The organism is Roseovarius tolerans, from assembly GCF_028885395.1.
Classification (GTDB): Bacteria; Pseudomonadota; Alphaproteobacteria; order Rhodobacterales; family Rhodobacteraceae; genus Roseovarius; species Roseovarius tolerans.
In genome coordinates, this window is sequence record NZ_CP118494.1 from 2,137,215 (window position 1) to 2,151,719 (window position 14,505).

Annotated in this window: 11 protein-coding genes, 3 tRNA genes and 1 other annotated feature (1 of these 15 cut by a window edge); of the genes, 7 read left to right on the plus strand and 7 right to left on the minus strand. The window is 63.9% G+C overall.

The features are described 5' to 3' along the window. The first annotated feature begins 230 nt into the window (after positions 1–230). The 6 genes from PVU19_RS10540 to PVU19_RS10565 all read left to right on the plus strand — a co-directional run bounded on the left by PVU19_RS10540 (position 231) and on the right by PVU19_RS10565 (position 6,119). Entirely contained in the window at positions 231–1,619 is a 1,389-nt protein-coding gene (locus PVU19_RS10540; RefSeq protein ID WP_050662536.1) for a dipeptidase, read from the plus strand. A 12-nt stretch (positions 1,620–1,631) separates the two neighbouring features. Next, entirely contained in the window at positions 1,632–2,495 is an 864-nt protein-coding gene (locus tag PVU19_RS10545; protein WP_050662537.1) for an alpha/beta fold hydrolase, read from the plus strand. 150 nt (positions 2,496–2,645) lie between these two features. After that, the gene (locus PVU19_RS10550) at positions 2,646–3,665 is read left to right on the plus strand and encodes a TRAP transporter substrate-binding protein (RefSeq protein WP_050662538.1); all 1,020 of its coding nucleotides are present in this window, start codon (positions 2,646–2,648) and stop codon (positions 3,663–3,665) included. 141 nt (positions 3,666–3,806) lie between these two features. Further along, a complete protein-coding gene (locus tag PVU19_RS10555; protein WP_050662571.1) occupies positions 3,807–4,376 on the plus strand; it encodes a TRAP transporter small permease in 570 nt (189 codons plus the stop codon). 3 nt (positions 4,377–4,379) lie between these two features. Further along, entirely contained in the window at positions 4,380–5,666 is a 1,287-nt protein-coding gene (locus tag PVU19_RS10560) for a TRAP transporter large permease (RefSeq protein WP_050662539.1), read from the plus strand. Between the two features lie 15 nt (positions 5,667–5,681). Next, the gene (locus PVU19_RS10565; RefSeq protein ID WP_050662540.1) at positions 5,682–6,119 is read left to right on the plus strand and encodes a universal stress protein; all 438 of its coding nucleotides are present in this window, start codon (positions 5,682–5,684) and stop codon (positions 6,117–6,119) included. A 33-nt stretch (positions 6,120–6,152) separates the two neighbouring features. Here the strand turns inward: PVU19_RS10565 and PVU19_RS10570 are convergent. From PVU19_RS10570 to PVU19_RS10590, 5 genes are all read right to left on the minus strand, one after another. Further along, positions 6,153–6,229 (minus strand) — tRNA-Asp (locus PVU19_RS10570). A 35-nt stretch (positions 6,230–6,264) separates the two neighbouring features. Further along, positions 6,265–6,341 (minus strand) — tRNA-Asp (locus PVU19_RS10575). 192 nt (positions 6,342–6,533) lie between these two features. Next, entirely contained in the window at positions 6,534–9,065 is a 2,532-nt protein-coding gene (locus PVU19_RS10580; protein WP_050662541.1) for a cation:proton antiporter, read from the minus strand. 85 nt (positions 9,066–9,150) lie between these two features. Next, positions 9,151–10,995, minus strand: coding sequence for an SLC13 family permease (locus tag PVU19_RS10585; RefSeq protein ID WP_050662542.1), 1,845 nt, complete (start codon positions 10,993–10,995; stop codon positions 9,151–9,153). A 159-nt stretch (positions 10,996–11,154) separates the two neighbouring features. Next, a tRNA-Val gene (locus PVU19_RS10590) sits at positions 11,155–11,230 on the minus strand. 130 nt (positions 11,231–11,360) lie between these two features. On the opposite strand from PVU19_RS10590, the gene PVU19_RS10595 reads away from it, so the two are divergent. Next, positions 11,361–11,966, plus strand: a complete 606-nt coding sequence (locus PVU19_RS10595; protein WP_050662543.1) for a DUF1989 domain-containing protein — start codon at positions 11,361–11,363, stop codon at positions 11,964–11,966. 85 nt (positions 11,967–12,051) lie between these two features. Here PVU19_RS10595 and PVU19_RS10600 read toward each other — a convergent pair whose 3' ends face one another. Together PVU19_RS10600 and PVU19_RS10605 are read right to left on the minus strand one after the other, a co-directional pair. Next, positions 12,052–12,906 carry a universal stress protein gene (locus PVU19_RS10600; protein ID WP_200901856.1) on the minus strand — a complete coding sequence of 285 codons (855 nt, stop codon included), beginning with the start codon at positions 12,904–12,906 and terminating at the stop codon, positions 12,052–12,054. A gap of 14 nt (positions 12,907–12,920) precedes the next feature. Beyond that, the gene (locus PVU19_RS10605; RefSeq protein ID WP_050662544.1) at positions 12,921–14,411 is read right to left on the minus strand and encodes a SulP family inorganic anion transporter; all 1,491 of its coding nucleotides are present in this window, start codon (positions 14,409–14,411) and stop codon (positions 12,921–12,923) included. A gap of 62 nt (positions 14,412–14,473) precedes the next feature. After that, positions 14,474–14,505: a sequence feature (sul1 is cis-regulatory element that is thought to sense ions involved in sulfur or methionine metabolism; They are found in Alphaproteobacteria), on the minus strand; it runs 28 nt beyond the window's last position.

The following is a 14,505-nucleotide window of genomic DNA, read 5'->3' on the forward strand; positions in this document are numbered from 1 at the left end:
GCAGGTCCTTCCCTTCGGCACCTTCAGGTGGCGGTCGGCCACCCTCGGGGTCTTTGATGGCACGTCGCGCCACTTATTCAATATTTGGAATGCATATATTATACATCCCTTTCACACAACAGGTTACAAATTGCCGCCCCCGCCCTCCTTGACCTGTGTCAACTCGCTGGACAGTGCTGAGCGGCCTGTTACCCTCGCCAGAATACATAGACCAGACCCAAAGGCCAGCCATGTCCCTTTCCGCCGTTCTCACCCGCATCGACGACCAGTTGCCCACCGCCCTCGACCGGCTCTCTGGGCTATTACGCATTCCCTCCATCTCCACTGATCCGGCCTATGACGCAGACTGCGAGGCGGCAGCGGACTGGCTGGTAAATGACTTGCAAAGCCTTGGCGTCAAAGCCGAAAAGCGCCCCACACCGGGCCGCCCGATGGTCGTGGGCCATATCGACGGGCCCGAGGGCACCACCGGCCCGCACCTGCTATTCTACGGCCATTACGACGTGCAGCCGGTAGATCCATTGGACCTGTGGCATACTGACCCGTTCACCCCCGAAATCGAGGACACGCCCCACGGAAAAGTGATCCGCGCGCGCGGCGCCTCGGATGATAAGGGCCAACTGATGACCTTCGTCGAGGCCTGCCGCGCCTACCGCGACGTGACCGGCACCCTGCCCTGCCGCATCACCTTCTTTTTCGAGGGCGAGGAAGAATCAGGCTCGCCCTCGCTCATCCCCTTCATGCGCGAGAATGCCGCCGAACTCACCGCCGATCTTGCGCTGATCTGCGACACCTCGATGGTTGCCCCCGGCGTGCCCTCCATCGCCTCGCAACTGCGCGGCATGCTCAAGGACGAATTCACCATAACCGGCCCGCGCATCGACCTGCATTCGGGCCATTACGGCGGCCCCGCCCTCAACCCGTTGCGCGAAATCTCCCGCCTGATCACCTCGTTTCACGATGAGACCGGACGCGTCACCGTAGAGGGATTTTATGACGGGGTTCGAGAGGTGCCCGCAGATCTTATGCGCCAGTGGGACACCTGCGGTTTTGATGAGCAGGAGTACCTCTCTTCGGTCGGCATGACCCGCCCGCATGGCGAGCAAGGCTACTCCACGCTGGTCCAGCAATGGGCGCGCCCGACGCTGGAGATCAACGGCCTCTGGGGCGGCTATCAGGGCGCGGGCACCAAGACCGTCATCCCGTCTGAGGCGCATTGCAAGCTGACCTGCCGCCTCGTCGGCGACATGGACCCCGACACGTTGCGCGCCAAGATCCGCAAACATGTCGAGGACCGGCTGTCACCCGACGCGAAAATCACGTGGAATCAGGATCTCGACGGATCCCCCGCCGCCGTGATGAACACCGACCGCCCCGAATTCGAGGCCGCGCGTCAGGCGCTTACCGCGGAATGGGACCGTGAAGCAGTGCTGACCGGCATGGGCGGCTCTATTCCCATCGCGGGGTTTTTCAAGGAGGTTCTCGGGCTCGATGCCATGCTCATCGGCTTCGCGCAGGAGGATGACGCCATCCACTCACCCAACGAGAAATACAATGTCGAGAGCTTTCACAAGGGCATCAGGTCATGGGCACGGGTGCTTGACGCTCTGGCCAAATAAGAGTGGGGCCAAATGATCCCCGGTTTCACCGATCATCCTAGCGGTCCCCTCGCCTATAGCATCGGCGGTGAGGGGCCACCGCTCCTTCTCCTGCACGGCTTTCCCCAGACCCGCGCGATGTGGGCCCATATCGCACCCGTGCTGGCGCAAACCCATACCGTGATCTGCCCCGACCTGCCGGGCTATGGCGCCTCGAACAAGCCGCAAGACCTCGCCGCCTACAGCTTTCGCGCCATGGCGCACGAGATGCTCGCACTGATGGACAGCCTCGGCCACGCAACCTTTGATGTTGTCGGCCATGATCGCGGCGCGCGGGTGGCGCATCGCCTGACGCTCGACGCGCCCGACCGCGTGACCACGCTCACGCTGATGGACATCATCCCCACCCACACGCTGCTCTCGGACCTGCGTTGGCCCGTGGCCAATTCCTATTACCACTGGTTCTTCCTCGCCCAGCCCGCACCCTTCCCCGACCGCATGATCGCCGCCGACCCGGACCGCTATTTCCAGTCCTGCCTGCTCGGCTGGGGCGGCGCGCAACTCGATGCCTTCGATGCGGATCAACTGGCGCACTATCGCGCCGCCTGGCGCGACCCGGAAACGATTCGCGGCATGTGCAACGATTACCGCGCCACGCTCGCCCACGACATCGCCGACGACGCGGCGGACTACGAGGCGCAAATCCCCTGCCCCACGCTCGTCCTCTTCGGAGCCTCCGGAGCCATGGCCGAGCACTACGACGTGGCCGCCACCTGGGCCGCAAAATGCCGCCATATGCAGGCGCAGGCGATCCCCGGCGGGCACTTTTTCCCCGACACCAACGCCTCTGACACCATCGCCGCGCTGCGCCGGTTTCGCGCGGACGCGCGCGCGTAGAAAACGTCGGAAATGCGCCAAAAGCGACACGCACGACTCCCTCTCGAAACAGCATATTCCAAATATTTATAACGGCTTACGACTCCCATTTGACATGGAGGTCAGTTCGCGACAGGCTCAAAGGGATTTGTTAACAGTTGGGAGAACATCATGACCACAGTCGTAAAACGCACAGTCACGGCGCTCGCCACCACCAGTATTCTGGCCCTCAGCGCGACCGCCGCGACCGCTGATACCTGGCGCTACGCCTTCGAGGAGGCGCTCGAGGACGTGCAGGGCGTCTTTGCCCAGAAATTCAAGGAAGAGGTCGAGGCCAATTCCGACCATCAGGTGCAGCTGTTCCCCTATGGCACGCTCGGCGAATCCGCCGACACGATGGAACAGGCGCAGGCCGGGATTTTGCAATTCGTCGACCAGAGCCCGGGCTTCACCGGCTCGCTCATCCCCGAGGCGCAGGTGTTTTTCGTACCCTATCTGCTGCCGCAGGACACCGAGGCACTCGGCGAGTTTTTCCGTACCTCCAAGGCGGTCAACGAGATGTTCCCCGAGCTTTATGCCGAACAGGGGCTGGAACTGCTGACCATGTTCCCCGAAGGCGAGGTCTGCGTGACCACGCAGGAGCCGGTGACCGAACCCGCCGACCTCAACGAGGTCAAGGTGCGCGTGATGACCAACCCGCTGCTTGTCGAGAGCTATCAGGCGTTTGGTGCGACCCCCACGCCGCTGCCCTGGGGCGAGGTTTACGGCGCGCTCCAGACCGGCATCATTCAGGGCCAGGAAAACCCGATGTTCTGGAACTGGTCCGCCAACATGTATGAGGTGTCCGAGGTCATCACCTGCTTGGGCCACAGCAACTTCACCACCGCCGTGATGGCAAACAAGGAGTTCTATGACGGCCTCTCCGGCGATGAACAGCAGGTCGTGCAGGATGCCATCGACGTGGCGTTCGATCATATCATCAACTACCAGCAAGGGCTGCACGAAGAGAGCATCGAGAAGATCAAGGAAGCCAAGCCAGAGATCGAGATCAACGTGCTGAGTGAAGAGCAGCGTCAGCCGTTCATCGAGGCGGGTGAAAAGGTCGAAGACCGGTTCGTCGAGATGACCGGGGACAGCGGCAAGGCAATCCTCGACCAGATGAAGGCCGACCTCGAGGCCGTGACCGAATAACAGCGGCACCACATCGGGGGCGGCCCGCATTGCGCCGCCCCCGCACCCACAATTGACAAATGATTTTCGCGGGGAGGGTCAGCCGTGAACGACAAGCCTGATACGGACGGCGCGGCACCGCCGGAACGAAACGCCCGGGGCTTGCCTCCGCCAGATGCCTATGTCTCCACGCTGCCCGGCTTTCTCGGCACCATCGACACCCTGATCGCCCGCGTCGAGGCGATCATGCTGGCCGTCGGCGTGCTGCTCATGGCCGCCAATACCGTCGCCAATGTCGTCGGTCGCTTTGTCTTTCAGAACAGCCTGTTCTTCTCGGAGGAACTCAACCGCATCCTGATCATAATGATCACCTTCGCCGGCATCAGCTATGCCGCCCGTCAGGGCCGTCACATCCGGATGTCGGCGATCTACGACGCGCTGCCCCCCAAGGTGCGCAAACTCATGATGATCGTGATCGCGCTGGTGACGGCCGTGTTCATGCTGGGCCTTTGCTATTACTCATTCCAGTACATCCTGACGCAGGCGGGCCGCGGACGTGTCCTGCCCTCGCTGCAAATCCCGGTCTGGGTCACCCTCGTCTGGGTGCCGGTCGGTTTCTTCATGACCGGGCTGCAATATCTGCTCACGGCCATCAAGAACATCCTGTCCAAGGATATCTACCTCTCGACCGCCGTGCTTGAGGGATATGACGACAACGAGATGGAGGTCTGAGCCATGGCCGCAACGATTTTCTCGATCATGATCGTCCTGCTGCTTCTGGGCTTTCCGATGATGATCCCGCTCATCGTCGGGGCCTTCGTCGGGTTCTACACGCTCTTCGGTGGCTTCGGTCAGCTTGAGACGATGATCCAGCAGATCATGGCGGGCATCCGCCCCGCCTCGCTCATTGCGGTGCCGATGTTCATCTTCGCCGCCGATATCATGACACGCGGCCAATCGGCGGGGCGGCTCATCGACCTCGTGATGGCCTTCGTCGGCCACCTCAAGGGCGGGCTCGCGGTCTCGACGGCGGCGGCCTGCACGATGTTCGGTGCGGTTTCGGGCTCCACTCAGGCCACGGTGGTTGCCATCGGCTCGCCGCTGCGGCCGCGCATGCAAAAGGCCGGCTACAACGACAGCTTCATTCTTGCCCTCATCGTCAACTCCTCCGACATAGCCTTCCTGATCCCCCCCTCCATCGGCATGATCATCTACGGCGTCGTCTCCAACACCTCGATTGCGGAACTCTTCATCGCGGGCATCGGGCCGGGGCTGCTGATCCTGCTACTCTTCTCGATCTATTCGTGGATCTACGCGGTGCGCAACAACGTCCCCACAGAACCCAAGACAAGCTGGCCCGACCGCGCCCGCGCCATCCAATACGCGCTCTGGCCGCTGGGCTTTCCGGCGATCATCATCGGCGGCATCTATGGCGGCATCTTCTCGCCCACCGAGGCGGCGGCGGCCTGCGTGCTCTACGCGCTCATCCTCGAAGTGCTGGTGTTTCGCTCGCTCGATCTTTCGGGCGTCTATGACACCGCGAAATCCACCGGGCTGATCACGGCGGTGGTGTTCATCCTCGTCGGTGTGGGAGCTGCGTTTTCCTGGGTGATTTCCTTCGCCCAGATCCCGCAGGAAATCCTCGGCTCCATCGGCATCGACGAGATGGGACAGGTCGGCGTGCTCTTCGTGATCTCCATCGCGTTCTTTGTCGGCTGCATGTTCGTCGATCCCATCGTGGTGATCCTCGTCATGGTGCCGATCTTCGCACCCGTCGTGGACTCCGTGGGCCTTGACCCGGTACTTGTCGGCACGATCATCACGCTTCAGGTCGCCATCGGCTCGGCGACGCCCCCCTTCGGCTGTGACATCTTCACGGCCATCGCGGTCTTCAAACGGCCCTATTGGGAGGTGATCCGCGGCACGCCGCCGTTCATCTGCATCCTGCTATCGGTGGCCGTGGCGCTGATCTACTTCCCGCAGATCGCCCTCTTCCTGCGCGATCTCGCATTCGCGAAATAACCCGAGGAGGACACCATGTTCAAATCGATCCTTGTGCCCTTCGACGGCTCGCCCAATGCGGAAAAGGCGCTCGACAAGGCTATGGAAGTGGCCCGCCTCACCGAGGCGGCGCTGACTATCCTGACGGTCTATCGCCACCATTCGATGCTCGAGGCCTCACTGTCGATGGTGCGCCCAAACGATCCCGGCAATCTCGACGACATCATGTCGGCCCATGCCACCGAAGTCGCCGACTACGCCAAGAAACACGCCATCGAGGCAGGCTTCAGCCGGGTGCGCGCCTTCGTCAAATCCGGCCCCACCTCGCGCACCATCGTCAAATTCGCCAAGGAGCACGACAACGACCTGATCGTGATCGGCAGCCGCGGCATGGGCTCGATGGAAGGCTACCTTCTGGGCAGCGTCTCGCACAAGGTAACGGGGCTGTCGGAGGTGCCGGTGCTGGTGGTCTGACAACCATCGCAAGCACTAGGAATGTCATGAGAATGGCGCGGTTGACGGGGCTCGAACCCGCGACCCCCGGCGTGACAGGCCGGTACTCTAACCAACTGAGCTACAACCGCGCATCTCACGCATCGGGATCGTCTCAAGGCAGCGGTGGCGCGGTTGACGGGGCTCGAACCCGCGACCCCCGGCGTGACAGGCCGGTACTCTAACCAACTGAGCTACAACCGCTCACTGCCCGCCCGATCCCTCGGACGTGTTGCGCTTCTAAGCGGCAGACCGGCCCTCGTCAAGCGCCCCATGCGCGAAATTTCATTTTTCTCGACCCTGCGGCCCGGCCCCAACCGCGCGCCCTTGAAAGCCTTGCTCCAGCACCGCAGGCGCCCTCTGCAAACTTCCGAACTTCCAAACAAAAACAAAACGTTATCCGGACGCTTCACGGACCCCATCCCCCGGGAGAGTCGACAGCAGGTCGCCCGGCTCGATGCCGCGTTTCTCGGCACTGGCGCGCACCGCCTCACGCAGCGCAGCACTGCGGCGCAACAGGCGGCGAAAGCGGTCCTCGTCCAGCACCAGGAAGGTCGAAGGCGCAATCGCGCGCACCTCGGCCCGGCGCACCCTGTTCATCAGAAGCGCCAGTTGGCCGAACATCTCGCCCCGGCCCAGCCGCCATGTCTGGCCTGCGCTCTCCAGTTCAACGGCCCCCGAGGCGATGAAGAACACCCGCTTGGCCGTACTGTCCTTGCGGATCACAATATCGCCCGCATCCACGTAGCGGGTGTGCAGCACCCGCGCGAGACGCTTCTGCGCGCGCGCATCCAGTTCGGCGAACAGCGGAAACTGCTTCATCAGTTCGGCCCGTCGCAGCGCGATATCGAGCCTCGGGCGCACCTCCGCCCGCGCGCGGCGCGCGGCGACATCCTGCATCAGGGCGGTATAGACCTCTGATCCGATCAGCCCGTCCTCGCGCATGGTCGCGTATTCACGCTCTTCCAGCCGCAGCGCAGTGCGCCGGATGAACCGACGCTCCAACTCTTCGGCATATCCGGGATATTGCAGCCGCAACCCCTCCAGCGCGGTCTCCAGCATCTCAACCCGGCGCGCCAGCAACTCGTTGAGCAACTCCGCCACCCGGCGGCCATGAATGCGTCGGATGCGGCCGCGAATGAACTCGCCCAGATCCTGCAGGATCAGCCGTTGTGACAACAGCAATTCGAACCGGTCGGCGGTCAGCCGCGCCAGCGGCCGTGCCAGCCCGAGGCGGCGGTTGAGCACCACCGCCACGCGAAAGCCCCGGCCATAGGCGACGATGTGCCGTGCCGCGCGCATGTAGCCGCTGCGCCCGTCGCTGCGCGCACCCTCGATCAGCCGGTCGGCATCCGACAGCACCTGCTCGGCCATGCGCGCCGAAATCGTCCGCTCCCTCACCCGCGCCAGAATGGTGTCGCGCTCACGCCCCGCCAGCGCGATCAGGCCAAGCGTGATCCGGTCCCGGTCAAGGATATCGGCGCTCGCCTCGGCGCGCTTCACCGCCCCGTCCAGACGCTCGCCGAACCGCTTGGCCTCGGATCGCACGATATCGCGGGACAGGTCGTAATTCTCCGCCGTGCGCGCGACATCCTCGCGCACGGTCTGCAGCGCCACCGCCACCACCTGCCGCGACAGCGCCTCATCAAGCGGCGACAGCCGGTCAAGCCCCAGCCAGCGAATGACCATCCGCAAGGTCGTGCCCTGCACGATCAGCGTGAACAGCGTAAATCCGGTTGCAAGAATGCCGACCACCCGCTTGACCTCGACCGGCACCCGGAAACTCTCGGTCACCGCCAGCGCCAGCGCCAGCGTCACCGCCCCGCGCAGGCCGCCCCACAGGATCGCGGCGCGGTACGGGCGCTCGACAGGCGGCGAGGCGCGCATCGCCGTGAGCAGCGGCAACAACCCGAACAGAATGACCGCCCGCGCCGCGATCGCGGCGAGGATCACCACGCCGACCAGCGCGACATCACTCGCCTTCACCTCTTCCAGCAGACGCGGGATCAACAGCGCCGCAAGGATAAAGATCAGCGCCCCTGCCCAATGCGCCAGCAGGTCCCAGACCTCGCGCAGGTTGGTCCAGGCCTGTGGCGGCAGACGGCCCGGCCCGCTCAGGTTCAGGGTCAGCCCCGCTGCGACCACCGCGATCACCCCCGAGGCACCGACACTCTGCTCGGCCCCGATATAGGCGAGATAGGGCAGCGCCACCGAGATCGAGATCTGCGCCAGCTCATGACGGCTGAACAGCGCCATGACCCAAACCGCGACCCGTGCCGCCAACCAGCCGGTCAGCGCGCCCCCGGCGATCAGCACCGGAAACCGCGACAGCGCATCGCCAAGGCTCGGATTAGGCACCCCCAGCATCACGAACCCCATGAACAGGCCGAAAAGCGCAATCGCGGCGGCATCGTTCAGCAGGCTCTCGCCCTCGATGATCCGCGCCAGCCTGCGCGGCGCCGACAGCGACCGAAAGATCGACACCACCGCCGATGGATCGGTGGTCGATACGATCGCCCCGATCAACAGGCAGGCCGCCAGCGGCAAGGTGCTGGCCCAGGACAGCGCATAGCCCACGCTCAGCGTCGCCACGATCACCGCGACCACCGCCAGCACGAGGATCGGCACCCAGTCATCCAACATCCGCCGCAGGTTCATGCCCAACGTGGCCTGAAACAGCAGCGTCGGCAGGAACACGTAAAGAAACACGTTGGACCGGATCGGCAGGCCCAGGATCGCCTCCGCGACCGGGTTGAGCGCATCGGTCAGTTCCGTGCGCAGAAAGAACACCGCCGCGAGGCCGATCAGGATACCGAGTGTCGCAAGGATCACGCTATAGGGCAGCCGCAACCGCGCCGCCAACGGCTCCGCCACCCCGATCACGAGGAAGAGCGAGGCGATCACCGTGGTGATGAGAACAATATCCATAGGTCTGATCTAGCGCGAAACCGAACTGAAGGGAAACACAGGCGCGCCCCTTCGCAGCCGCGCGCGCCGCCAGCCAGACACGGTGTCACAACGGCCAGACCACCAGCAGCAACGGCAGGCTGACCACCACGACCAGCACTTCCAGTGGCAGCCCCAATCGCCAGTAATCGCCAAAGCGGAACCCGCCCGGCCCGAGGATCAGGGTATTGTTCTGGTGCCCGATGGGCGTCAGGAACGCACAGGACGCCCCGATTGCAACCGCCATCAGGAATGTGTCGGGATTGACACCCAAAGTATCGGATATCCCCAGAGCGATGGGGCACAGTACGGCGGCGGTGGCGGCGTTGTTCATGACGTCCGACAGGAACATCGTCGTGATCAGCACCACACCGAGGGCGACCACCGCATTGCCCTGCGCAATGGTATCGACCAGAAACCGCGCCAGCAGGTCGGCGGCCCCGGTGCTCTGCATCGCGCCAGCAACCGGGATCAGGGCCGCCAGCAGCACGATCACTGGCCAGTCGATGGCGGTATAGACCTGCCTGAGCGGCACCGTTCGCAGAACCATCGAGGCCAGCACCCCGAGCGCAAAGGCGACCGCGGCAGGCAGCAACCCCAAGGTCACGATGCCGATTGCCCCCACCATGATCGCGCCTGCGATGATCGCCATGCGCGTGTCGGGGATGCGCAGATCACGCGCGCCCAGCGGCACGCAGCCGGTGTCATTGACAAACCCCGACACCGCATCCGAGGCCCCCTGAACCAGCAACAGGTCACCTGATTTTAGCTCCAGCGTGCGCAATCGGGTGCGCGGCGCGCGTCCGGCACGCGACACGGCCAGCAGGTTGATCGCGTACCGCGTGCGCAGTTTCATGTCATTCGCGGACCGGCCGACAATGGTCGATCCCGGCAGGATCGCCAGTTCGCGCAACACGATTTCATCATTGCGCGCCGGGCCCTCATCCTCGCCCTCATCCGTGTCGTCGGGACTTTCGGACTGCGCGGTCTTCTCTTCTGCCGCGTCCTTATCCTCGGACGAGGCCGTCCGTTCTTCCAGTTCGATCCCGAACACCGACAACGCCTCCGCCAGCGTATCGACATCGGCCTCCAGAATCAGAATGTCATTGGCGCGAATGCGCCGCCCGCCATGCGGCGCGGTGATCCGCACCTCGTTGCGCACCAGGCCCACGATTTGCGCGTCACTGTCCTCGATCTCACGCTCAAAGGCACGCAGGGTCAGACCGACGGCCTTGCTTTTCTCCGGCACACGCAGTTCCGTGAAATAGGCACCGGTGTCGAAACTCTCACCAGCCGCGGATTGCCGCGCAGGCACCAGCCGCCAGCCGACAAACACGACGAAAATTACGCCGACCACCGCGACCGCCGCCCCGACCGGGGCAAAATCGAAGATCGCGAAATGCCCCAGCCCGGCCTCGTTCCGAAAGCCCGAGACGATCAGGTTCGGCGGCGTCCCGATCAGCGTCGTCATGCCGCCCAGGATGGTGCCGAAGGCCAGCGGCATCAGCACCTGTCCCGGCGTCAGGTCAAGCCGGTTCGACAGCTGCACCGCCACCGGCATCAAGAGCGCCATCGCGCCCACGTTGTTCATGAATCCCGACAGCACGGCCCCCAGCCCCATCAGTGCCAGCATGCCGGTCAGCCGCCCCGCCTCGCGCGGCAGCACGCTGCGCGCCAGCCAGTCCACAGCGCCGGTGTTCTGCAACCCCTGACTGAGGATCAGCACGCAGGCCACGGTGATCACCGCCGGATGGCCGAACCCGGCAAACGCCGCGTCCGTCGGCACCAGCCCCGCGATCACGCTCGCCAGCAATGCCGCGAGGGCTATGACGTCATGCCGAAGGCGGCCCCACAGAAACAGCCCCATGGTGATCGCTAGGATCGAGAAAATCAGCATTTGGGGAATGGTCACGATGGCGGCCTTTCGGGGTCGGTCATGCGCTGAGATGTCTTGGATACGCGAATACCGCACCCGCAATCAACGGTCTTGCCGGGCCAGGATATGACAGCTTTCCGTGTCAGGCCACTGGAAACACCCGCCTCCGACCCAAGGCAATCGTGATGATAAGACTGGTGGGTGATGAGAGACTCGAACTCCCGACATCTTCGGTGTAAACGAAGCGCTCTACCAACTGAGCTAATCACCCGTGCGGCGCGTGATAGCCAAGGCTCCGTTCCTGCGCAAGAGGCTTTCGGCGCCGCCGATCAAATCACGCTTGGCTGTAGCCGCGATCCTGCTAGCCTGCGCGCATCACGCATTGCACGGAGACCATCCGCATGACCCACGCGCAGCACAGCATCCCGGCCCGACGCGGCACCGCCACGCGGCTCGGCGCGGGCGAGGCCATTCGCATCATCAACACGCATGGCGCGCAGGTCGTGGACACATGGGCGTTCAGCGCCGACGACATGGGTGAATTCATGTCGATGGAGCATATCCGGCCCACCCTTGGCCGCATCTTTCCCACGGCGGGCGATGCGCTCGTCAGCAATCGCCGCCGCCCGATCCTGATGTTCGAGGAAGACACCTCGCCCGGTCGCCACGACACGCTGATCGCGGCCTGCGACGATTACCGCTACGGCCTTCTGGGCTGCACCGAGTATCACGACAACTGCACCGACAACCTGCACGCCGCCCTGCGCCAGCTTGGCCTGACGTCCCCCGAGACCCCCAGCCCGCTGAACCTGTGGATGAACATTCCCGTGGATGCCGACGGACGCACCAGCTGGGGCGAACCGCTCAGCAAGCCGGGTGATCATGTCGTGCTGCGCGCGGTGATGGATTGCATCGTCGCCATGTCGGCCTGCCCGCAGGATATCCTGCCGATCAACGGCGCGGCCTGCGTGCCCACCGAGGCGCATTTCGAAATAGTGGGGCGCTGACGGTCAGGCCGGATTGGGGGGGGCTTGGAACGGACAGTCGACTTTCACGCCCCGCGCGGAATCAAGGCGTACTTGCGTCCCACCCTCAGCGCATCAGCACCACCGGCACCTTGCACGAGCGCACCATCTCGGTTGTGGTCGAGCCGATGATCAGGCTGCGGATGCGGCTGTGACCATAGGCCCCCATCACCACCATGTCAAAATCGGCCTCTTCGACCAGCTTGCCAAGCGCCGTCTCGGGCTGGCCCGCGATGACCCCGGTTTCGGCCTCGATGCCCGCCGCCTGCAACAGCGCCCTCGCATCCTCCAGCGCCTTCTTCACCTCGGGCGTGGCATGGCCCACCGTCACCACATGCACCTTGAGCCCGGCGAAAAGCGGGCTGCGCGCGATGTGATCCACCGCCTTCATCGCCGAGGTGCCGCCGTCATAGGCCACCAGCACCTTTTCGATGGGCCGGAACGCGCGGGCGGCCACGAAGACGGGCTTGTGGCTCGCGCGCACGATCCGCTCCAGGTTCGATCCCAGATGGCCCTTGGCGAAATCGGCGGCCTCGCCACGCTTGCCGATCAGGATGACACGCGCGTCTTTCTCGACCTCGGCCACCGTCTCGACGATGTCGCCGTGGCGCAGCCGCGTGGTGATCTCGTTGACCTCGGCCTTTTCCAGAATCGCGCGCGCATCCTCCAAGATCGCGCGCCCGCGATGCGCCACCAGTTTGGCGCGCTGCTCATCGAGTGCTGCCAGTTCCTCCAGCAGCGCCGACCGTGCGCCCAGCTTGATCGAGCCCGACAAATCCGCCTGTTCGGCCCCTTCGCGCCGCCCCAGCACATGTAGCAACTCGACCGGCGCGTCGGTGCGCTGCGCAATCCATGCGGCGTGATCGCAGACCGAGGCCGAATAAACCGACCCATCCACCAGTGCGATGACCTTCTGCGTCATGCTCATTCCCTCCATCAATGCGACATCAGGGTGTCGATGGCACCCGGCTTGTCGTGAATCGCCAGCTTGTCGACAATTGTCTCCGAGGCCTCGTTCATGCCCCTGATCTCCACATCCGCGCCGTCACGGCGGAATTTCAGCACCGCCATGTCGAGCGCCTGCACCGAGGAGATATCCCAGATATGCGCGCCGCTCACGTCGATCACGACCTTATCCAGCGCCTCCTTGAAATCAAATGCATTCATGAAGTCCTCGACCGATCCGTAGAACAATTGCCCCTCGACCCGGTAGGTGCGCACGCGGCCATCTTTCGACGCCTCGCTCGTGACCCGGAACAGCTGCGCGATCTTGCCGGCAAAGAAGATGCCCGACAACAGCACCCCGAACAGCACCCCGATGGCGAGGTTATGGGTATAGACCACCGTGACCACCGTCGCGATCATCACGATCGAGGACGAGCGCGGATGCTCACGCAGGTTCTTGATCGACGACCAGGAAAACGTTCCGACCGACACCATGATCATGATCGCCACAAGTGCCGCCATCGGGATCATGCTCACCACATCGCCCAGCCCCACCACGAGGATCAGCAGAAACAGACCCGCCACAAAGGACGACAGCCGCCCGCGCCCGCCGGATTTGACGTTGATGATCGACTGCCCGATCATCGCGCAGCCCGCCATACCACCGATGAAACCGGTCGCGGTATTGGCAATCCCCTGCCCGACCATCTCCTGAGACCGGTTCGACTTGGTGTCGGTCAGATCATCCACGATGTTCTGCGTCATCAGGCTTTCGAGCAGGCCCACGACCGCCACTGCCACAGAATAGGGCAGGATGATCATCAGCGTCTCGAAACTCAGCGGAATGTCGGGGATCAGAAACACCGGCAGCGTGTCGGGCAGATCGCCCATATCGCCAACCGTGCGCACATCAAGGCCAAGCACAAACGCCAGCACCGTCAGCACGACGATCGTCACCAGTGGCGAGGGCACCGCCTTGGTCAGCAGCGGGAAAAGATAGATGATCCCCAGCCCCGCCGCCACCAGCAGATAGGTAATCCATGGCACGTGGCGCGGATCAAGCTCCGGCAGTTGCGCCATGAAGATCAGGATGGCGAGCGCGTTGACGAACCCGGTCATCACCGATTTCGACACGTAGCGCATCACAAACCCCAGCCGCAGCACGCCCATGCCGATCTGGATAAGCCCCGCCAGCACCGTCGCCGCCAGCAGGTATTCCAGCCCGTGATCCTTCACCAGCGTCACCATCAGCACCGCCGTCGCGGCGGTGGCCGCCGAGATCATGCCGGGCCGCCCGCCGGTGATCGCGGTGATTACCGCGATCGAGAAACTGGCATAAAGCCCCACCTTGGGGTCCACGCCCGCGATGATCGAAAAGGCAATCGCCTCGGGGATGAGCGCCAGCGCCACCACCAGACCCGAGAGCACATCGCCCCGGATATTGCCAAACCATTGTGCCCGATAGGCATCGAGTGAAATCATGTGAAATCCGTCCCTCATCCGGCCAGCCGATCCCGGCCCGATTGCGCGTCTGTGCAGGTTCCAATGATCCGGCGGATAAGCGGCCGGAAGAGCC